Annotated in this window: 15 protein-coding genes; 2 read left to right on the forward strand and 13 right to left on the reverse strand. The window is 51.5% G+C overall.

The annotated features are described in order from the left end of the window. Window positions 1–34 precede the first annotated feature (34 nt). Entirely contained in the window at window positions 35–2,122 is a 2,088-nt protein-coding gene (locus tag V5T57_RS05215) for an O-linked N-acetylglucosamine transferase family protein (RefSeq protein ID WP_332890109.1), read from the reverse strand. Here V5T57_RS05215 and V5T57_RS05220 point away from each other — a divergent pair. Next, window positions 2,121–3,323, forward strand: coding sequence for a glycosyltransferase (locus V5T57_RS05220; RefSeq protein ID WP_332890110.1), 1,203 nt, complete (start codon window positions 2,121–2,123; stop codon window positions 3,321–3,323). The two genes, V5T57_RS05215 and V5T57_RS05220, sit on opposite strands and share 2 nt — an antisense overlap. Before the next feature lie 38 nt (window positions 3,324–3,361). After that, complete coding sequence (locus tag V5T57_RS05225; RefSeq protein WP_332890111.1) at window positions 3,362–4,351, forward strand: FkbM family methyltransferase; 990 nt, start codon at window positions 3,362–3,364, stop codon at window positions 4,349–4,351. A gap of 332 nt (window positions 4,352–4,683) precedes the next feature. On the opposite strand, the gene pckA is transcribed toward V5T57_RS05225, so the two are convergent. The 12 genes from pckA to V5T57_RS05285 form a co-directional block, all read right to left on the reverse strand. Continuing rightward, window positions 4,684–6,300: a phosphoenolpyruvate carboxykinase (ATP) gene (pckA, locus tag V5T57_RS05230; RefSeq protein ID WP_332890112.1), complete on the reverse strand. Its 1,617-nt coding sequence runs from the start codon at window positions 6,298–6,300 to the stop codon at window positions 4,684–4,686. Between the two features lie 539 nt (window positions 6,301–6,839). After that, a complete protein-coding gene (locus tag V5T57_RS05235) occupies window positions 6,840–7,949 on the reverse strand; it encodes a peptidoglycan DD-metalloendopeptidase family protein (RefSeq protein WP_332890113.1) in 1,110 nt (369 codons plus the stop codon). Window positions 7,950–8,008: 59 nt separating this feature from the next. Then, entirely contained in the window at window positions 8,009–8,587 is a 579-nt protein-coding gene (locus V5T57_RS05240) for a YqaA family protein (RefSeq protein WP_332890114.1), read from the reverse strand. 8 nt (window positions 8,588–8,595) lie between these two features. Then, window positions 8,596–9,279: a protein-L-isoaspartate(D-aspartate) O-methyltransferase gene (locus tag V5T57_RS05245; protein ID WP_332890115.1), complete on the reverse strand. Its 684-nt coding sequence runs from the start codon at window positions 9,277–9,279 to the stop codon at window positions 8,596–8,598. Next, window positions 9,261–10,010 carry a 5'/3'-nucleotidase SurE gene (gene surE, locus V5T57_RS05250; protein ID WP_332890116.1) on the reverse strand — a complete coding sequence of 250 codons (750 nt, stop codon included), beginning with the start codon at window positions 10,008–10,010 and terminating at the stop codon, window positions 9,261–9,263. The genes V5T57_RS05245 and surE overlap by 19 nt, the downstream gene beginning before the upstream one ends. Window positions 10,011–10,486: 476 nt before the next feature. After that, on the reverse strand, window positions 10,487–11,434 hold the full coding sequence (locus tag V5T57_RS05255; protein WP_332890117.1) for a DUF4340 domain-containing protein: 948 nt from the start codon (window positions 11,432–11,434) through the stop codon (window positions 10,487–10,489). Between the two features lie 3 nt (window positions 11,435–11,437). Continuing rightward, window positions 11,438–14,314 carry a Gldg family protein gene (locus V5T57_RS05260; RefSeq protein WP_332890118.1) on the reverse strand — a complete coding sequence of 959 codons (2,877 nt, stop codon included), beginning with the start codon at window positions 14,312–14,314 and terminating at the stop codon, window positions 11,438–11,440. After that, window positions 14,307–15,242 carry an ABC transporter ATP-binding protein gene (locus V5T57_RS05265; RefSeq protein WP_332890119.1) on the reverse strand — a complete coding sequence of 312 codons (936 nt, stop codon included), beginning with the start codon at window positions 15,240–15,242 and terminating at the stop codon, window positions 14,307–14,309. Before V5T57_RS05265 ends, V5T57_RS05260 begins: the two co-directional genes overlap by 8 nt. 612 nt (window positions 15,243–15,854) lie before the next feature. Next, window positions 15,855–16,493 carry an MBL fold metallo-hydrolase gene (locus tag V5T57_RS05270; RefSeq protein WP_332890120.1) on the reverse strand — a complete coding sequence of 213 codons (639 nt, stop codon included), beginning with the start codon at window positions 16,491–16,493 and terminating at the stop codon, window positions 15,855–15,857. A gap of 1,101 nt (window positions 16,494–17,594) precedes the next feature. Continuing rightward, a complete protein-coding gene (locus tag V5T57_RS05275) occupies window positions 17,595–19,475 on the reverse strand; it encodes a propionate--CoA ligase (protein ID WP_332890121.1) in 1,881 nt (626 codons plus the stop codon). Window positions 19,476–19,825: 350 nt separating this feature from the next. Next, window positions 19,826–20,227, reverse strand: a complete 402-nt coding sequence (gene mce / locus V5T57_RS05280; RefSeq protein WP_442918168.1) for a methylmalonyl-CoA epimerase — start codon at window positions 20,225–20,227, stop codon at window positions 19,826–19,828. A gap of 12 nt (window positions 20,228–20,239) precedes the next feature. Further along, on the reverse strand, window positions 20,240–22,198 hold the full coding sequence (locus V5T57_RS05285; RefSeq protein ID WP_332890123.1) for an acetyl-CoA carboxylase biotin carboxylase subunit: 1,959 nt from the start codon (window positions 22,196–22,198) through the stop codon (window positions 20,240–20,242). Between the last annotated feature and the right edge of the window lie 9 nt (window positions 22,199–22,207).

Raw genomic sequence — 22,207 nt, forward strand, 5'->3', positions numbered from 1 at the left:
TGGGTCAAAGCTTCTTTAGGAAAAGGCGAGACCCTTATGTTTGATTTTTTAAACAGGCTACCATCCATATTTGACGTAACGTGCGTTCCAATTGACGGGTAAAGCCCTGCTCATCCCTGAGTGGGGAGTTTTCGATCTTTTGACGGATCGTCTGACGCAGGGTCTTGAGTGGTGCATCCGGTTGAGCCAGGGCAACGACGCAAGATAGGTAGTCTTCTGGACGGTGGGTCACCAGTTCAGAAAGCCCGACCTGATGGAGCAGAGAACCTCCCACCCGGTTGACATGATGGTTACCCTGCATGGTCACTACCGGAACCCCCATCCACAGGGCTTCACAGGTTGTGGTGGTGCCGTGGTACGGGTAGGTATCCAGGGCAATATCCAGCTGATTATAAAGCTCTAAGTGCTCTTCAAAGCTCTCTGTTATGCCGAGGAAGGTAATCCGGTTAGGATCCACACCCAACTGGGTAAAACGGTGACGATAATCGGTGACCACATCCGCAATACCAAACCCCCCATTTTTTAAGGTTAGGGTGGCATCGGGTAGGTGTTTAAGGATCTCTGCCCAGAGCTTGAGTATCTCATCGCCCATTTTCGCCAAGGTATTAAAGCTGCCCAAGCGTATGCCTTGGCCCGTGGATCGAGGTTGGGGGTTGACCGCTGGCGCGGTAGAGAGTGGACGGTAACAGTGAAAACCTTTTTCCATATGAATCGGTTTTTCCGACATATAGCGGCCTTCACCTTCTGGGTCACTGATCAAGTCTGTCAAACGGTAATCCACGGCATCTAGGCCCGTGGTATCGGCATAGCCAAGCCAGCTTATCTGGACAGGGGCAGGTTTTAGGGCAAATAGGGGCAGGCGGTTCCCGCCGGTATGTCCATTAAGATCAATGAGAATATCAATACCATCCTGTTGAATCTGTTCGGCAGCTTGTGCATCGTTCAAGGTGTGGATATTACACCAACCCTCGCTCCAGGCCTGGAGTCGTTGGCTGACTTTGTCCATGGTGGGACTGTTGCTGTAGAGATAAAAAGCAAACTGTGTTCGATCATGATGTTCCATGGGGGCTTCTAAAAAAAAGCTCACAGGATGTGCGCGTAAATCACTGGAGACCAAACCAATACGTAGTGGTTTATCGGGGTCTTGGCAGGGGGGGTGAACCGGTTGGTGGGCTTGTAGCGGCACCTCAACCTGTTGATGATAATGACGGTGTATGGCGTAGAGCTGACTGGGTTCCACCGGTAAGTAGTGCAGGGCAAAAGCCAGATCACTACATAACCCCCGATTTTGGGGTTGAATGGTAATGGCCCGTTTAAGGTGCTCAATGGCCAATGGTATTTTACCGAGATCCAGCAACGTGGTGGCGTAGCCATAAAGGGCGGTAAAATAGTTGGGATCCAGAGCAATGGCCCGTTGAAACATAGCCCGTGCATCGGTACGGCGGTTATGCTCCCGCAAAAGCTGGCCACATAGGGTAAGTATGGGTAGGTGGTTGGGGTTTTGTGCGGTTAAGGGTTCGATCAAGGCCAGTGCCTCACGGCTCTGACCCAGACTCTTTAAGGCATTGGCCATGCCAATGGCCCCTTGCAGGGTGTGGGGCTGCAGGGTGTGAGCCTGTTGAAAATGTTCCAGGGCATCTACCCACGCCCCTTGTCGGTTGAGAAGGTTGGCGAGGTTGAGATGAAACCCTGCCTCTTCCGGGTGCAAGGCAACCGCTTTTTGATAGTAGGTTAGGGCCTCTGCCTCTTGGCCCAAGCCCGCGAGGGATACCCCTAGATTGAATAAGAGAAAGGGGTTGTTCGGTCGGTGTTCTAAACCTTGCTGAAACATCTGTGCAGCTTGTTGCAGCTTGCCCTGTCGTTGATAGAGAGCCCCCAGTGCGTTCAAGATATCGATACGCCCCGGCGCTCTTTTTTCCGCTTCCAGAAAAAGGCTCTCTGCTTTGGGGAGTTGTCCTACGGTTAAAAGCAGTTGCGCCAGCTGATACCATGCATCTGCTTGCTGTGGCTGTTGGGTAATGGCCTGTTTCAGGGCTTCAATCGCCGCTGCATGGTTACCGTGTTGTTGGAGCTGTTTTCCGCTGTTTAAAAGGCTTTGATACGCCTTGTCAGGGATATCCATGGGTACTCCTTCCAACTTGGTTTCCAAGGGGTGGCGTGCTATGTTACGGGCAGAAAATATGACAGACACCCTGCCTGGAGTTGCCTCAATGGCCCCCCCTCTACGTGAGCCAGTTGCACTCTCAAATATATTTGGTACCCAATATGATAAGAAGGTTGCATTGGTCTACATTACCATGCCCTTCGCCAATAAAAATATCCCACCTTGCCATCCCAGCTTAGAGACCTGCACCACCATGGCGCGGATTTTATCTCTAAAGGGATACAATGTAGATGTTATCCACTATTTGGCGGTCAAAGCACCCGATATTAATGGGTATGACCTGATCGTAGGGTTTGGCTACCCCTTTGAAAAGAGTTTTAATAAGCCCTTTGCCGGTAAGCGTATTTACTTTGCCACGGAGACGACCACCTTTCAACGGAATGGTTCTGAGATGGAACGCCTGCGGCAGTTACGGCGACGTCAGGGGGTTGCCTATCCTCCCCACCGGTTAAAACCGTTTCCAGACTACGCCTCTATCCTGCACAGTGATGCCATTTTTTGTACCGGTAATCAGTGGACCATGGATACCTACCGGGCACTCTGTGATGTGCCTATTTATAGAACTCAAACACACTCTTATGCCTTTTTTCGTGAGCCTGATCTCTCCAGGGATTGGCACCAGGCAAAAGATCATTTTCTCTTTATTGGTGGCGCCGGTATGATTTTAAAAGGTCTCGATCTGGCCATTGAGACCTTTTTACGTAATCCCCAATGGTCTTTACATGTGTGTACGCCACCCATCGACCCCACTTTTAAAGCCATTTATGGTGAGGCCTTGGAACAGGCCCCTAATATTCACTTTCATGGATTTTTAGATCTTTCTACCGATGCTTTTAAACAGCAGCTTGCCCAGTGTGGCTTTGTGTTCTTTCCATCAGCTTCAGAGGCGGGTGGTACCAGCTGCTTGGATGCCATGGTTGGGGGGCTGATTCCCATAGTGACCCAAGAGGCCAGTGTGAATGTGGAACCCTTTGGCTTTACCCTGCCTGGGGTAGAGATTGCGCAGATTGAAGCGACCCTTCACCATGCACTGCAACAGAGTGAAGCCGATTTAAAATTGCGTTCTGAAGCCAGCTATCTCGCCGTACGAAATAATCATTTAATTGAACATTTTATCCAAGCTTTTTCAGGGGCGTTGGATGCGGTGTTATCATCGTAGATAACGGATCCCTTCACATCTATCTGACACAGGTCACCATGGATATCACGTTAACACCCGAACAGAAGCAAAAACTCATTCGTGAACTGTGTGAGAAATATGACTCACGTGCACCGCTGACCTCGCTGTTGATGAAAATTCAGAATGTGGAGCGGGTTGTGGTACGGCGTGCCTTGGGGGAAGCTTCGATCCCTGAAGCCCAGCGGCCAGAGCTTGAAGTGACCTTTCCGGCCAATGATCAGGTTATATTTCCCCTGTTTGGGGTGCTGGGTGTGTGGGAGTTTATGGAGGTCGATTTTTTATTTCAAACCATGGCGGCACATCCGGGCGCTTATACGCTGCTGGATGTGGGGGCCAATGTGGGTATGTTCACCCTGCAAGCCTTTAAAGCACAGCCCTTTTTTCCTCAAACAGCCAACTCTACGCTGGAACACGCTTTACTGTTTGAGCCACAACCGCTGGTTCGCCGCTGTTTGCAAGACAACATGTTAAACAATGGTTTGCAAGAGTGTACAACCCTGTTCCCCATTGGCTTGGGCCATCAAAGTCAAAACAGTACCTTCTTCTGTGATGTGACCAACACCGGCAATAACTCGGTTTTTGCGGATGCCATGCGGGGCCATGATAGCCACCAAGTGGAGATTGAAATTCAACGCTTTGATGATCTCCTTCCCAAGTTATCACCCCAACAGCAGGGACAGAATCGGTTTTTAAAATGTGATACCCAAGGCATGGAACCTTCGGTCTTGGCTGGTTTTCCTGATCACTACCTGCAGGGTATTAAAGGGATGGTGTTGGAGGTGTGGCCTACCATGCTTCAACAGAGCGATCCGGCCCTGGAAGAGGGGTTACATCACTTGATTGCCAGTTTCCCCAAGCTATGGATTGATCGTCCCATTTTTGACCAACCCGCCGGACAGCTGAATGCCCTGGACTTTCATACCTATTTGGAACTGGTGCGGGAGGTTCAAAAACAGGCCAAGGGTCAGGTTAATCGTGCAGAGTTTAACCTCTATGCCATGCGCTAATGGATCGCTACCCTCGTTTATGAGGTAGGCTTTTGATGGAACATCTCTATAAGACAGGGGCAGTGCGCTTGGGTGCCTCTGATTGTGTGTGAGCACGCTGGAGCGATACCGCAACGGTTCGCTGAAGATCGGTTGGTGGAAAACAAGGCCTTACCCATACACCCTTCGCATCGCAACATGCGGCTTCATGGATTGGCCAGACAAGGTGAGGGGGACGATGCCACTTCGTTGCCCCATCAAGGTAAGCTCAAGGCCACAACAGGTCACAAAAAAGCCCACCATGGTTACCATGGTGGGCTTTTTATATACCAGGTTTGGGTGATTTAAATCACTTAAACCTTAGGTCCAGCTCCTTTGATGGCATCAGAGACGCGATCAGCAAAGTTGGCAAAGTTCTCATTGAACTGGCGGGCCAGATCTTTAGCTTTGGCGTCAAAAGCATCCGCATCTTTCCACGTTGCACGTGGTGTTAGGCGAATGGTCTCCACACCTTCAATGGTAGCAGGGACAGCCAGACCAAAGACAGGATCTTCATTGGTCTCCACACCGTTCAGGTCATTGGCCAGAATGCGGTCAATGATGGCGCGGGTCTCTTTAATCGGCATACGGTGACCTTCACCATAAGGACCTGCGGTCCAACCGGTGTTAACCAACCAGCACTTAGCCCCTGTCTCACTCAGTCGCTTACCCAGCATCTCGGCATAAACCGTGGGGTGGTGCACCATGAAGGGGCCACCGAAGCAGGCCGAGAAGGTAGCCTGAGGCTCTTTAACACCACGCTCAGTACCGGCCAGTTTGGCGGTATAACCTGAGATGAAGTGGTACATAGCCTGTTCAGGGGTCAGACGGGAGACCGGCGGCAACACACCAAAAGCATCGGCGGTAAGCAGAATAACATGGTCAGGATTACCACCCATACCGTCAGGCTTGATGTTGCCGACTGAGGTCAGGGGGTAAGCTGCACGGGTATTCTCGGTCTTGGCGTCATCATCCAAGTCCAGGGTGCGTGCCTCTTCATCCATCACCACATTTTCCAGCACAGTGCCGAAAGTTTGGGTGCAGTTGTAGATGACAGGCTCAGCTTCAGCACTTAGACGGATGGTCTTGGCGTAGCAGCCACCCTCAAAGTTGAAGACACCCTTGTCAGACCAACCGTGCTCATCGTCACCAATCATACGGCGCTTAGGATCGGTTGAGAGGGTGGTCTTACCTGTGCCAGAGAGACCGAAGAAGATGGCAACATCATCTTCAGAACCAATGTTGGCACTGCAGTGCATGGGGAACACACCCTGCTTAGGCAGCAGGTAGTTCATGATGGAGAAGATGGATTTCTTCATCTCACCCGCATAGGCCGTTCCACCTACAATGATCTCGCGCTGGGCGATGTTCATGTAGATAAAGGCTTCAGAGCGGGTGCCGTCCAATTCAGGATCTGCTTTAAAGTCAGGGCAGGCGATGACGGTGAAGTCAGGAGGAACCACTTCGGCATCAACCGTTTCAGGCGTAATGAACAGGTTGCGGGCGAACAGATTTTGCCACGCTTTAATGTTCACCACACGCACACGGCGTTGGAACTGAGGATCGGCACCGACGCGGACATCCTGCACAAACAGTTCTTTGTCTTGCAGGAAGGCCATTAGGCGGCCACGCACCTTGTTATAGTTCTCTTCGGAGACAGGACGGTTTACCGCGCCCCAGTCCACATCAGCCTGACTGGTGGACTCTTCGACGATAAACTTGTCTTTGGCCGAACGACCGGTATAGACGCCGGTCTCTACCACCACTGAGCCACCATGGGCCAGTTGGCCTTCGCCACGGGCAATGATGTTCTCATATAGCTTAGGGGTGGGTAGATCTAGGTTGACAGCGCTGGGGTTGCTGATGCCCCGTTCGGCCAACTGTTTGGTAACGGCTGCGACGCGTTCTTCATACGTCATGGTGCTGGACATGGGTGGAAACCTTTCTACGTAGCGATCATATGTGCGTACACGCCAAATCATGGCACGAAAAGGGCTTCGGTCATCCTTGATGATCGAAAAAGGATGACCTTGTCATTTCCCTAGGGATTACATAACCCCATCTTCGGGTTTCATTCCATGGTTGTGGGTTGTTTAATCAACCATCACAGACCACATACGCACCAACCATCCCTGACGCTCTGTCTGAGGGTAGGCAGGTGCGAACCTAGCGAGCTACCGATGGTTTGCCCTGTGGGGCGCACCAAGAAAGTAGTTCCCTATGGAATGCCATGCGGTTGGTAAACCATCCAGCACAGCCAGCCCCTGTTGCATCGTGTTTGACAGGCCTAACTTTATCAGTCAGCGACCCAAACCGGAAAAACAGGTGGCACATGATTTCGATTTCTAGGGGGTATTTTGCGGATCTAGACGACAAAAAGCCAGTGTAGAGTTTTGATGATGGGGATAAATATCAGTTATGCACGATCAGAACTAACACTCTACAACAACACGTGATTTTATACCCGTCATCACTTAGAAAGATACTTTAGTGGATTCAGTGGCTTGATGGGCTTGCGAATTTCAAAGTGTAGGCGGGGTGATCGAACACGTACCCCGGTGTTACCCACCCGGGCAATCATTTGACCCGCACGAATTTTTTGTCCACGCTCCACTAAGTTCACATCATTGTGGGCATAAAGGGTCTTAAAGCGCCCTCCGTGGTTTACAATAATGAGATTTCCAAAACTGTCATGACCACCCACATAGGCAACCACACCAGAAGCGGGTGCGACCACAGGTGTCCCTTTTTGCGCGGCGATATCTATGCCGGGATTAACCTTGGCACCCCGTTTACCAAACCGGGCAACCACTTTACCTTTAACAGGCCAACGCCAACGCCGTGGGGCCGGTGCCTTTTTGATATTAGACAGGTTGGCTTTTGCGGTGGCTGTGGTGACCTTTTTGGGGCGGGAGATAATCCCTTTTTTGTGTTCACTACCATCCACACGCACGACGATCCGTCGTTGTTTGGAGGGTGGTTTGGTTTTAGAGCGCTTTTTTTGGATGCCACGACTTTTAGGCGGTGGTGCGGCCTTGCCCATGTTGGTGACAGGAACAACCTGGGCGATGGTGTTCTTTTTACCCTTCGATGAAATGACCGCCTGATCCACCTTACGGCTGGTGGGCAAAATAAAGGATTTTTGTTTAATAAACCCACCACTGTGGCCCAAACCCATGGGGTCAGGTTGGGCAACTACAGAAGGTTGCGGTAGCCGCACAGTACGGGTGGGCTGTGTTTGATCCACAATAATCGCTTTACTCTGGCTCCCTTCGTCCATGACATCTGGCCCCGTTTGGGGCAGGGGTAGGTGTGGGGAGCGTACATAAAGAGGTTGTCCCACCACCACCTTATCGGGATCATCGACATTGTTCCAACGGGCCAGATCAAAAATATCCACATGATGGGCCATGGCGATCGACCATAGGGTATCGCCAGGTTGAACCCGGTAGGTGGGTGTGTTGCGTTGTGTTTTGTTTGGTGTGTGTGGGGTTGGTGCTGGGGGTTGCCAACCCAGCGCAGGGCCACGGGCCACCCGTACATTGGGGGCCGTTGGTTCTTTGCCCATCAGGGGGTCCATACCAACACATCCACTCAATAGCATAAGTGTCAGTAAACAAACCAACCGGTATTGTAAAGTCATACGATCCATTTCATGACCACCACAATGCCAATAATCACCACCACCACGGCGATGGTAAGAAGATCCAGGTGACGTTCTACCAGGTGACGCAAACGGTCACCCCCCCATCGCAATAAGGCTGCAACCAGGAAAAAACGTGCGCCACGGGAGAGCAGGGACATCAACATAAAGAGTGCAAAATCGGCGTGTAGCGCCCCGGCCGTAATGGTGAACAGTTTATAAGGAATGGGACTAAAGCCTGCCAGTGCCACAATCCAGGCACCATGGGTATCAAACAGCGCGGCCAAGTCGGTATAAGCATCCATTTTGCCATAAAAGTTCAAAATGGGTGTGCCGATGTAATCCCATGCCAGATAGCCAATGAGATAACCCAATGCACCACCCACTACAGAACCTACGGTGCATAGTGCGGCATAGATAAAACTGCGCATGGGCTCGGCCAAAGACATGGCAATGAGCAGCAGATCGGGCGGAATAGGGAAAAAAGAGGACTCAGCAATCGCAACGATAAATAGAGCAGGCATCGCTTTGGGGTGCATCGCCCAATGCATGGTCCAATCATATAATCCACGCATAACAGCCATTATTCCCACCCCTGCTGGCCGACCAGCGGTACAAAACGGCATGCCTCCAGCACCTCTCGGTGCCAGCTCTCCTGACCGGTACGGTGGATACGGATCATCTGTTGGTTAGCCTTGCCCCCTTCGGGGATAATCATTTGGCCACCAATTTCCAGTTGGCGCATCAACCGTTCTGGTACAGCAGGCGCACCGGCTGTCACAATAATCCGTTCAAAAGGACGTGGTTCCGGCCAGCCCAAGGTGCCATCTCCAACCCGGTAACGTACATTGCTTATGCCCATGTTCTCCAAACGCATACGAGCTGTCTGCGCCAAAGTGGGAATACGCTCAACGGTATAGACCCGACGGCACATGGCCGAGAGCACAGCCGTTTGATAACCAGAACCGGTACCGATCTCCAAAACATGCATACCATACCCTAACCCCAGGGCCTGACTCATCCGGGCCACCGTATAGGGTTGGGAGAGGGTTTGACCTTCTCCAATCGGTAGAGTGGCATCTCCATAGGCATGGCCAGATAGGGCTTCATCCACAAAATCGTGTCGTGGAATAGAGCCCATCACTTCCAGTACCCGTGGATCGGTAATGCCCCGTTCCTGGAGTGCGTTGAGCATGCGTGTACGGGCCCGGTCCCCACTGGCTGGTGGTGGAGGCGTTGTGGGCATTTTTAACGAAACAGCGACCATGCCTTCAATCTTTCCGTGGCGTGAGGATGGCGGAACATACATTGTAATGCGGTTACCGATGGGTGCCCCTGTTTCAGGGTCTCCTCATCGGTGGGCAAGTCGGCCTCATCTTCCCTGGGTATGGGGATGGTGGGGTCCCAAAAGGCCGGATTTCCCGCCTTCGTTACAGGGGGAGGGGGCCAGCGAAAACGCATACCTTGCCGGGTAGGCTTAGGATTTTTTAATTCATACTCCGGCACGTTGGGTACGTTCACATTTAAGAAGGTACCCGGTGGCAGGGGGTTTTCCAGCCATTGGCGTATGAGAATTTGTGTAACTTTGATGGCACTTTCAAAATGCCAGGTATCGCCCTCTCCACATAGGGAGACCGCAATAGAAGGAATACCTGAAAGCGCCCCTTCCCAAGCTGCACCTGCTGTGGCTGAGTAGCTTAGATCTTCCGCCAAATTGGAGCCCATATTAATGCCAGAGACCAGCAGGTCTGGTGGCCGACGTAACACATGCCGTAGGGCAGCCATGACACAATCGGTGGGTGTTCCACTGATGGCAACTTCATTTTCAGCCACACGGGTCAGCTTAATATCTTCTCCCCGAGAGATGGCGTGGGCTGTGCCACTCATATCCTGCACAGGGGCCAGGGTGACCACATCGTGGCGTTCGGAGAGCGCCTCTTTGATCGCCTTCAGGCCAGGGGAGGCAATGCCATCATCATTGGTGAGCAGTATCAACATGAAACACCCGATCCATGGGAAAAATATCTGATCCAGACCCAAACAATGCAAATTTGAAACCAGAGAATTGGTCGTTAGAAAAAACCACTTTATATAATGAATAAATAGCTGAAGGCATGAGAGAAAATCACACTCTGATAGAGGTGCTCTACCCGTTATGTCGGGGGGGAGACCGCAGCTTTTCGGCAAGCTTTGCCCCATAGCAGGTGGTGGGTTGCCGGACGAAATGCACCCAGTTGGGCGGATGCCGTAGGGTTGGTATCCGCCCCGTCATCACCCTTGTATCAGCCGATCTGTTTGGACCAGGGGGGGTGGTTACTGGTCTCTCTGTTCGGTCGTGCGCGCGTTAGCTCAGGGGATTAACGCTGTTCCCCACGGCTTGTTGGTGAAGGATACCATGTGGGGCTAGCGAAGAGAGGAAGGGTGTATAATCACGCCCCCCCTTAGCGTGCCAACCAGGGGGGCGTGGGTTCTGTTTATGGTTGTGCGATTAAGGCTTGGTATTGGGCACTCTCTTTAAGCCCTTCGGCCACATAGAGCGGAAGCTGAAAATACTCAGGCCGGTCCGTGCGCTTAAGGGTGTAGCGCTTGGTGGCTGCATGATAGCCCAATTGATAGGTTACCGGTGCTTTGCCTTTGGGGGTCACCGTTGCCTGCCAGACCGGTTTTTCCAGCCCATATTCAGGTTTGGCCTGCAGACCTAACACCTCTTCAATACGTAGATTGGCCAATTTGTTGGTCAAGCTCTCTAGGGCTGCAAAGTTAACCTGCTCACCCGCCTTCATGCCTTCTACCTGCCAACGGGGTTGGGGTGCTTGGGTTTGCTCATCGACCGGGTTGCGGGTGATGGTTAAACCGTGGGTCTTAATTTGGGTGATCTCAGGGGCGGGGATTTGCAACAGTGTTTTGTCTTCCCACGCTTTGGCTGTTTGTGGCACCTGATGAAGGGCTATGGTGACACTGTAAATGTTCTGTTCCCCCTCTAACCTAGCGGTACTGCGACGGGTGCCTTGACTGTTTCCTAAATAGAGTTTAGCCAGCTCTGTTTGATTCTGCTTAAGGGTAATCCGTCGATTATAGGCGGTATCGGATACCTTAAAGCGTGCTTGAGCCCCCGTAGTTGTCGCCATAGGGGTGCCGTGGTTGAGCCCTTTCAGTTGATTAAGTAGTGCGGTGACCTCACTGGCTTGAGCGGGATAGAGGTGATGGTTGGGTAGCACCCAGAGACCATCTTGTTGTTTTAAGATGACCTGCTGGTTCTCTTCCCCTTCAATGAAGATTTCATCAATCTGAGCATCTTGGAGCATGAACAGAGGCGCATTGGGGGTAACCGCTTTAAGGTCAGGACCGTTGCCCCATAACACCAAAGCCAAAATCAGTTGAGCCACCAGGGCCAGGGTGAGTAAACGGATAGGACGTGTCATGCTTTATACCTCCGCAAGAATGGCATGATGATGGGCCAACTGCTTAAGCCGGACCTGCCGACGCCACAGCCAAATGGCCAACAATCCCAACAGCACCAGGGCATAGTTCACATATTCAATCACGGCTCGGCTGCCATCGCTCATGGGGAGTAGGGTGCGGGCAAACTGCACACGACCACGAATTTTCATCAAAGCGGCATCTTGCAACGACCAATCAATACTGTTTTGTAGAAGCTCCAGAGGTTTGTTGTAGAGGGTGCCAGCCCCTTGTGAGGCAAGGGATAGCACACCATCTGAGGCAAAACCGTTGGAGGCGATGAGAATTAACCGCGCTTCAGGGGCTGAACGCTCAATAATGCCCCCAAAACGGGGTTTTTCATCGGCCTCTTTGGGCTTATGCTTGTCTCTCTCTGCGGGGGTATCCCCTTTAAGAAGCGGTGAATCCTTACCGGTGAAGAAGGAGTCAAAGCGTCCCTCAACCGCCATCGCCAGCAGGTGCGGTTTTTGGGATGGAGGTTTGGGAAAACCGTAATCAGGATAGGTCTGATAGTTAGGTAGAATATTTAGGGCGTCCGATGTCCAGCTCTCATCCGAGCTGTGTAGCAAAGGGGTGATACGGCGCGCCTTATTTTTGGCCTTATCCACCACAATGGGTGAGGCCCAGTTGATGGTTAACTGTCCTAAGCCAGCGGTAATGGGCGCATCTGGGTTCAGGCTTTCTCCCCGTAAGTCTGGGAAGTGAGGGTAGGGGAACTGCTGAATCTCCTCCACCGCCAGCGGGCCAATATACCGGGTGACCGGAACCGGTAGTGAGGCTTTTTGGTGATCAAGCACCATCTTCTCTTCCATAGAGATGCCGTGGTGCGCCAGCCATGCTGTCAGTCCCGCATCGTGTTTATTGGCCACACTTAATGATCCCCCTAGATCAACATCATAGGGGGAGGTCGCTAAGATCACCGTGCCGCCCTGCATAAGAAACTGATCCATGGCAAAGAGCTGTTTTTCATCCAGCTTATCTGGGCCCATGACCATAAGTAGATCGGTTTGAGCAGGAACCTGACCTTTATCCAACGTGCTGCTGGTTATTTTTAAAGACTCACCCAAGGTCTCTTGCAGCAGGCTGTAGCTTTTACCCCGGGGTGGCTGCATACCCCTCATACCTGGGGTTGCAGGGGTTGCCGTGGTCAGGGTGACATGTTTCATAAAGCCAGGGGCCATACGTTGCAAGGCGGCTTCGATGGTGCGCTTAAGACCCTGTTGAGAGATATCTTCCGGCAGGGGAATGGGAATGCCCTCTTCCCCACTTTCCAACACCATGTAAAACCAAAATGGGGTGGGGTCCAGTAAACTGGCGATCTGGGGTTTAAAGCCGTAGCTTTCCACCAACTGTTTGGTCAACGTTGGGTTGGTGCTGGGATCCTTAAACTGCACGGAGAATTTATTTTTGCCTTGAACTTTCAACTCAGCCAATGTGGCTTTCAGGTGTGCTTCGACTTGATCAAGCCCTTTAGGCAGGGGCTGCGAAAGATAACCGGTAAACGTAACAGGCTGGGTGAGGCTCTCAAATGCATTACCACCGGATTGATAGGCATGCATCACTTTACGGATGGATTGGGTAATGGCGTATTCAGGGTTTTTAAGAATAACATCCAGTTCACGGCTGCTTTTAGCTTTAACCTCAATAAGATCGGCATAACCCAGTTTGTGATGTTGGTCACCATAAGCAATGACCAGATCAAAATAGGCGTTGACCACAGAGGCCTGATGGCGGCTGGCCATCTGGAACGGAACAGGACGAATGCCATAGCGGCTGGTTGCTTCTTCCTCCAACGACGGGCTGCGTTGTGGATCGATAAACTCTACCTGTACACGGCCATGGCTGATCTGGGCATACTCTTCGAGCAGATCACGAATCTGAGGCACCAACGGTGCCAGCAGGGGGTGGGTCTTGGCGCTGAAGTAGCCACGAATCTGTAACGGTTCCTGCAGCTGGTTGAGCTGTTGTTCGGTGGCTTCAGAAAGGGAGTGTCGTTGGCCAGCGGTCATATCAGCCCGCATCCAACCAATAGATCCCAGCCACAGATTGCCGGCAACAAAGTTGGCCACCAAAAGGGTGGTGAGTATGGCCCAGCGCTTATGCCGTTGTGTGGGGGGGTTGCCGGCCCACTTTAGTCGTTCCAGGGTTAACAGGTTAAGTGCTAGAAAAACCCCAACGACTGAGAGGTAGTAGTAGAGGTCTCGCAGATCCAACACACCCCGCGTAATGGATTCAAACCGGGAACCGGTACCCAGTTGCGCCAAAAATGCGCTCACTTCATGACCAAACAGGTTGGTTAGGGTAGGGCTGCCGATGAGATAGAACAGACCACAAATGGCGGATGTCAGGATCAACGCCACAATGGGGTTATCGGTACGGGCACTGGTAAACAGCCCAATGCTGACATAGGCTGCGGCTAAAAATAGGGTGGCGATATAGCCGCCCATAACCGGCCCCCAATCCAAAGGGCCCAATAGTGCAACGGTTAAGGTAAAGGGTAGCGTCAAGGCCAGACCAACCATCACCAGCGCGACACCGGCCAGGAACTTACCCAGGATAAGATCTAAAGGGTTAACTGGGCTGGTAAGCAGGGTCTCTAGGGTGCCGCTCCGCCGTTCTTCAGACCAACTACGCATGGTTAAAGCGGCCACCAAAAAAATCAACAATAGGGGCATCCACTGAAACAGTGGGCGTAGATCGGCAATGTTACGGGCAAAGAAGGTCTCTACCCAAAAAACAATGAACAGTGTGGCTGCCAGAAAAGCCCCCAAAAATAGAAAAGCTGCAGGAGAAGCAAAAAAGCTCTGAAACTCCTTTTGGGCGATAAGACGAATTTTATCCATGGCTGCTCTCCTGCAAAGCTGTTTGGTTCAGTTGGCTTACCTGTGCAAACAAGCTCTCCAGATCCTGTTTTTCAAAGTACAGACTATGCAGGCCCAAGTTTGCCTCAACCACGGCTTGGGCAATGTTGGGTGCATTATCTGCAGTTGTGGTTATGGCATAGTGGTGCTGATTGGTGCTGGCAGGGAGAATTTCTATTTTTCGAATATGGGGTACTTTAACCAGTGCGGCTTGGGCATCTTCAGTGGTGGTCAGGCGTAGCTTGCCCCCTTGTTGTAGTTCATCCAAGGTAGCATCCACCGCCAATTTACCTTGGTTGAGAATCAACACCCGTTCACAGACAGCTTGTACTTCTTGCAGGATATGGGTTGAGAGGATCACCGTTGCATCCTGGGCTAATTCACGAATGAGATCGCGCATTTGGCGGATCTGGGTGGGATCCAGCCCATTGGTGGGTTCATCCAAAATAATAATATCAGGGTTGTGTAAAATCGCCTGTGCCACACCGACCCGCTGACGATAGCCGCGAGAGAGGGTGGATATGGTGTCGAGTGCTTTCTCTTTAAGCGCCGTGCGGCGAATGGCACGGGCGATGGCACGGGGTTTTTCAAGTTCAGAAAGACCCCGCAGATCGGCGTGGTACTCCAGATACGCCATGACCGTCATCTCAGGCCATACGGGGCAGTTTTCTGGTAGATAGCCAATACGCCCTTGAATAGAGGTGGTCTCGCGGCCTAACGCCAGACCATCAATATGAATGGTACCGGAGGTAGGCTCCAGAAAGCCGGTGAGCATTTTCATAATGGTGGTTTTACCCGCACCGTTATGGCCCAACAGCCCGACGACCTCACCACGGTTAATGGCAAAGCTGCAATCCTCAACGGCCTGAAAGCTACCGTAGACGCGGTTTAGGTTGGAGACTTCGATCATCCAATCCCTCCCATAATTCCAGATATCAATAATGGTTTGAGTTTTTAAACGTCCAAATCCCGCTTTTCCTTCGCCATAAGGTTGGTTCAGAAGAAAAGCTGCCAACTATGTAAGCATGGTTGGCAAACGTTGCAAGGGGTTGGGTTAAAAAAAGGGTTCAAGCCACTGTATTATTATGATGTTCATGGGCGTGGTCGATATGAGGTGTTTTGTTTATTATGCCATCGCCGTTCTAAAGAATAAGGGGGGCATGATGATATGTTCAAACACAGACCATGGCCTTGTAGGCTATACCTCACCCTTCATGGCTTCTCACAAAATAGGGGCATCATGTTCTAAAAGGGGTTGGTTTGAAGATAAGATCTTATGGAGGGGGGGAATGCGATGGGGGCATAGGATGACCCTGTGGAGAAGGGGGGCATTCACCAAGCCTGAACCACAATAGGATCCTGCGACACGTTCTACTTCACCCCACGGGTATGTTTGGATACTGCCCATCTATACCCATGTTTCACATGCTTTCGCATAAAAGGTCGTATGCCAGAGCGAGAAAGCGTATGCGGAAAATGGCTTTGTAGCCTGTGGTTTAAATGCAAGGTTACCCGCAAAGCATCAACTTCGGTTCAACCGCATAATTTGCCGTGTAAGGGCTTGTTGCCACGCTGGTGTCTTGGTCGTGGCATAACTTTCATCCCCTACCGATGCGCTGCTAAAGACGACATCCGGTACAAAGTTTTGCAGTTTCTCTAGACTTTCGGCAAGAACTTTGGCGTTGCCGCCATCTTTTTCAATCACAATGGTCGACCACTCTCCATGGTTCAAATAAAAGCTGTCACCTGTAAATAAATAGCGTTTGCCATGTGGTGAATCATAGAGATAACACAGCCCACCACGGGTATGCCCAGGGGTGCGAACAATATATAGATCTTCAATTATGCCATCGTCAGGGCCAAAGGTGATGTCGATCGTGCTCTGTGCTTCCATCGCCTCTGCTTCCCATGCATCACAACAGAGTTTTGATCTAAACCGCGTCCGTAGTTCGGCTATGTTTTCACCATACTCATGGCGGTGACTGAGCAGTTGATGGGTAAATCCGCCTAACTGCTCCATATGGTCCAGCTCCTGGGGATGTGAGCTGTTATAAATAAGCAGATTACCCTGGGGGCGCTGTAATAAATAAGCGTGGGTGTTGAGATCAGAAAACGGATTTTCAACCTGGGTTTGCCAGAGATCTGGATATAGCTGTTGCATGAGACACCCCAACTCAGAACAAAAGTGAATATATCGACGGATAAAGTAGGCCACCCTTATTGTAGTGTACTGGGTTCAACTAAAAGTCGATACACCTAGGCTGAATACCGTGGGCCTTTCTATGGTGCATTTATGGGGTCATGTTCGGTCTGTTCGGTAGAGTGCTTCTCATGATTGCTAACTGTAAACACGCTTTTTGGGTCTATGAAAAAGATCAATCTTGGTTGATCGGGTTATCTAGGCCATACCGGAGATAAGCTGTGCGTGGCTGAACCGCTTTGTCGGATTCAAACCAACAATGAATCTGCAGGGGGCATGACCGCTGATCCAGCAAAGGTCATAAGCCGTTAAGAGGGTTCTTCTTGTACGATCGCCAGGGAGTGCCGTGCTTACGGGTAAACATGTATCGTTGGGATCTGGCTGTTTAACCATGGCCTCTGAACCTGCAAGTCTGGGCGTGACGGGTAGCTTATTGAGGGGCCAACCGACCGTTTTGTCCGAGGGGGCTCAACATCTCTACCAAAGCCGCGCATCAGTACCCCGGCAAGATCAGCGTGGAATATCCCCTCGATCGCCCTGACATGTGAGGGATGCTCGGCTTAAAAACAGCGTATCGTGGAGGGGGGGGATGCCTGTGTGGGCGATAACGGATGGCATGTGACCATGACCCTCGACCAAGGCTTTGCCCTGGACCCACGGGGCGCTGCCCTCGACCCGCCAGAGGCCGCGGCCCCTGGACCCGCAAGTCTGGGTGTTACGGGTAGCTTATTGAGGGGCCAACCGACCGTTTCGCCCAAGGGGGCTCAACATCTCTACCAAAGCCGCGCATCAGTACCCCGGCAAGATCAGCGTGGAATATCCTCACGATCGCCCTGACATGTGAGGGATGCTCGGCTTAAAAACAGCGTATCGTGGAGGGGGGGCTATAAAGGATGGTTTGTGACCATGACCCTCGACCAAGGCTTTGCCCTGGACCCACGGGGCGCTGCCCTCGACCCGCCAGAGGCCGCGGCCCCTGGACCCGCAAGCTTAACGGCCATAAAAAACCCCCGTTGCCATAGACAACGGGGGTTTTCTTTCATGCAGCTTGTCTAAACAAATTTAGCTCTTACAGGCCTCTTTGATCTTATCCAGAGCAGAGGCATCTTCAATCGTCGGCAAATCACCAGGATCACGACCCTCATTGATCGCCACAATCGCACGACGCAACACTTTACCCGAACGTGTCTTCGGTAGAGCCGTCACAACACGCACAAAATGTGGACGGGCCACAGGACCCAACTCACTACCCACATGGGTTTTTAGATCCTTCTCAGTCGGCTCATCCACACCCGTGGTAAGAACCACAAAACAGCTAATAGCCTGACCACGCAGCTCATCTTTAATACCAATCGCCGCAGCTTCAGCTACCGCAGGATGTGAGCAGAGTGCCTCCTCAATTTCCCGCGTACCCAAACGGTGACCCGCAACGTTAATAACATCGTCATCACGGCCCATGATGTAATAGTAACCATCATCATCATACACCGCAGAATCAAAGGTTGCGTACATCGGCTCCTTCATCCGGCTGAAGTAGGTCTGTACAAAACGCTCATCGTCACCCCAAATGGTGCTCAAGTTACCAGGAGGTAGAGGGGGGCGGATCATTAAGGAGCCTTTGGTGTTTGGCTCCGCAGGCTTTTGGGTCAGATCATCAATCAACACCACATCATAACCATAAGCAGGACGGCAGGGAGAACCAAACTTGGTCTCCATTAAACCCATACCTTTAAAGTTGGTCAAAATGGGCCAGCCCGTCTCGGTCTGCCAGTAGTTATCAACCACAGGTGAATTCTTCAAAGCACTGGTGACCCAACGGTGGGTCTCACGATCCAGTGGCTCACCCGCTAGGAACATGGATTCCATACTGGTTAGATCATATTTCCAAATCCACTCTTCACCAGACTTCTTAAGCAGACGAATGGCTGTGGGGGAGGTAAAGAGGCAGTTAACCTTATACTTCTCAACCAGTGACCACCAAACACCTGGATCTGGACGGATGGGTAGACCCTCATAGACCAAAGTAGTTGCACCCGTTAACAGAGGTGCATACACAATGTAGGAGTGACCAACAACCCAGCCCACATCCGAGCCCGCAAACATTACCTGACCAGGCTCAACACCATAAATATGCTTCATAGAAGCACGCATGGAGACCGCATGGCCACCGGTATCCCGCTGCACACCCTTAGGTTTGCCCGTGGTGCCGGAGGTGTAGAGAATATAGCTTGGATGGGAAGATTCAACCCACTCAGGATCAACCACAGCACCCGCATGCTTGGCAATTTCCGTCGCAAAATCATAGTCGCCATCACCCATTTTTAGATCGGGATCCAGCTCACGATTAATCAGGAGTACTTTAGGACGCTCAACCTCAATCTGGGCAAGGGCCTCATCCAGCAGCGGCTTGTAAGGGACCACTTTGCCACCACGAATACCGGCATCAACTGTCACCACCAACTTGGGTGAAGCATCATCAACACGAGAGGCCAGGGCCGTACTGGCAAAACCACCAAACACCACAGAGTGAACAGCCCCAATACGCACACACGCAAGCATGACGGGAATCACTTCAGGAATCATCGGTAGGTAGACCAGTACACGGTCCCCTTTACCCAATCCCATATCCTTCAGCAGTGCGGCATACTCATTAACCTGACGATAGAGTTCGTTATAGGTGGTGGTGGTCTCTTTATCCACTTCTGTAGAGACCCAGATAATCGCATTCTGGTCACCACGCTCAGCAACATGACGATCTACCGCGTTGTAGCACAGGTTGGTGGTGCCATCAGGAAACCAGTTGGCAAAGGGGGGCTTGTCGTATTCCAAAACCGTTTCAAACGGTTTTTCCCAATGAATCAGCTCGGCTTGCTCTTTCCAAAAGCCGTCGCGGTCTTCGATAGAGCGCTTGTGAAACGCTTCGTACTTTTCGCGATTTTCCATACTGGTCATCTCCTAAGTACCTGTGATGCATCCCATAACGGGTAGGTTAAGTTTTGGGTTTAATAGCCCGGAAGGGTTTCCTGTGTTGCCCAGGTTTTCCATATGTTGAGCTTCCAGACTGTGCCCCTCTACGCCTAAAACAAAGGTATGAGGGGGGCAAGGAGAGACCTGCTCTGGTCCCCCCTCGGTTTTCTGCTTAGAGTGATCCATAACATGCACACCTAGAAACAGCGTATTTACATCAGTAAGTGTTTGCTTTAAGGGTAAATATACGGCTCTAACAGTTCTAGGTTCTACATGTTTGGCCAAAGGTCCCATGGTGGTTGTGTGCAACCACCATGGGCTGTTCTTTAGGCCTGTTCCAGTTCGACCAATGTTCCGCAGAAGTCTTTGGGGTGCAGAAAAATGACCGGCTTACCATGGGCGCCAATTTTAGGCTCTGTACCCAATACCCGTGCCCCTTCTGCTTTCATTTTATCCATAGCTGCATGGATATCTTCCACTTCATAACAAACATGATGCATGCCGCCTGAAGGGTTTTTCTCCAAAAACTTGGCGATAGGGCTGTTCTCTCCAAAGGGGTGTAACAGCTCAATATTGGTGTTCGGTAAACGTACAAAGACGGTGGTTACACCATGCTCTGCAAGATCTTCCCGTTCACTCAACGTACCCCCTAAAACATCGCGATATTGTTTTTCAGCCGCATCTAGATCCGCCACCGCAATGGCAACATGGTTTAAGCGTCCAATCATCATGTGCTCCTATTACTCAAAGGTCATGATGACACTATCGGCCTCAACCGCATCACCAGGCTCAGCCTCAATGGTTTTGACGATCACATCCTTCTCCGTGCGCATGATGTTTTCCATCTTCATCGCTTCAAGTACGCAAACCGCTTCGCCAGCAGAGATCTTATCCCCAACTTTAACATTGATCTTAAGAACCAAACCGGGCATGGGGGTGATGAGCATTTTGGAGGTATCGGGTGGTACCTTCACCGGCATCAACTGAGCAAGCTCATGTTGATGTGGGGTGCGCACAGCAACTTTGACCTGACGCCCCCCGCGGGTAATCAGATACCCCTCTTCCAGCTTCTCCACACCAAAGGTGCAGGCATGGCGTGCAATATGGAACGTGACCTTTTTGGCGCCGGGTTGGTGAACACCAGCAACCTCAAAGGTTGGGCCATCTTCAAACGCAACAAGATCTTCACCATCAACCTCTTTAAAGGTTAAGGGAACAACCTCATCATCAACCGACACAACCCATGCTTTTTCTGGGCCCAGGTCCATGAGCAGCTCTTGCTCAGTCTGCTCAATGTAGCTACCCGCTATGGCAAACAGTTGAATATCCGCCTTGGTCAGGGGTGCCCCTTCAAAACCATCGGGATACTCCTCCGCAATAAAGGCGGTGGTGATATTGCCTTTGATGAAGCGGGGGTGCTTAAGGACGGCATTGAGGAAATCAATGTTATGACCGGGACCCTCAATAAGGTAGGCGTCCAAGGCATCGCGCATATGTTCAATGGCTTCACCACGGTCTTTACCCCAGGTGATCAACTTGGCGATCATGGGATCATAAAACAGGGACACTTCCCCCCCCGCAAAGACACCGGTATCCACCCGTACATGGGCACTCTCTTCCGGTGGTGTATAACGGACCAAACGTCCGACGGATGGCAGGAAGTTACGGTAGGGGTTTTCTGCATAAACACGGCTCTCAATGGACCAGCCATCGAGCTTAACATCATCCTGGCTAAAGGAGAGTTTTTCACCCCGAGCAACACGGATCATTTGCTCAACCAGATCCAGCCCGGTGATATACTCAGTAACAGGGTGTTCCACCTGCAAGCGGGTGTTCATCTCCAGGAAGTAGAAGCCTTTGTCGGCACCCACCACAAACTCAACGGTACCGGCAGAGACATAGTCTACAGCTTGAGCCAAGGCAACAGCCTGTTCACCCATGGCTTTACGCATGGCGGGATCAACAAAAGGTGAGGGGGCCTCCTCAATAACCTTCTGGTTTCGACGTTGAATAGAGCACTCACGCTCATTCAAGTACACACCATTACCGTGGTCATCGCACAGCACCTGAATCTCAATATGACGGGGGCTCTCAATAAACTTCTCAATAAACACCCGGCCATCGCCAAAATAGGAGAGACCTTCGTTGGTCGCCGTTTGCCACCCTTCTGCGGCCTCCACATCATTGGTGGCAATACGCATACCCTTACCACCGCCACCCGCACTGGCTTTGATCATAACGGGATAGCCAATTTTTTGGGCAATACGTACAGCTTCATCGGCATTTTCAATAATGCCCATATGGCCAGGAATGGTGCTGACGTTGGCATCCTGAGCCAGCTTCTTAGAGCTGATCTTATCTCCCATGGCATCCATCGCATAGGGCTTTGGACCAATAAAGGTAATGCCTTTTTCTTCTAAACGACGGCCAAACTCGGAGTTTTCGGAAAGAAAACCATAACCGGGGTGCACGGCATCTGCGCCGGATTTCTCAATCACTTCTAGGATTTTATCCATCACCAGATAGGATTGATTACTGGCTGCTGGGCCGATCAAATAGGCTTCATCCGCCATGCGCACGTGTAGCGCTTCTGTATCGGCTTCAGAGTAAACGGCCACGGTCTTAATGCCCATTTTACGGGCGGTTTTGATCACGCGGCAGGCAATTTCGCCGCGGTTGGCGATGAGAATCTTCTGCATGACTGTCCG

The organism is Magnetococcus sp. PR-3, assembly GCF_036689865.1.
GTDB lineage: Bacteria > Pseudomonadota > Magnetococcia > Magnetococcales > Magnetococcaceae > Magnetococcus.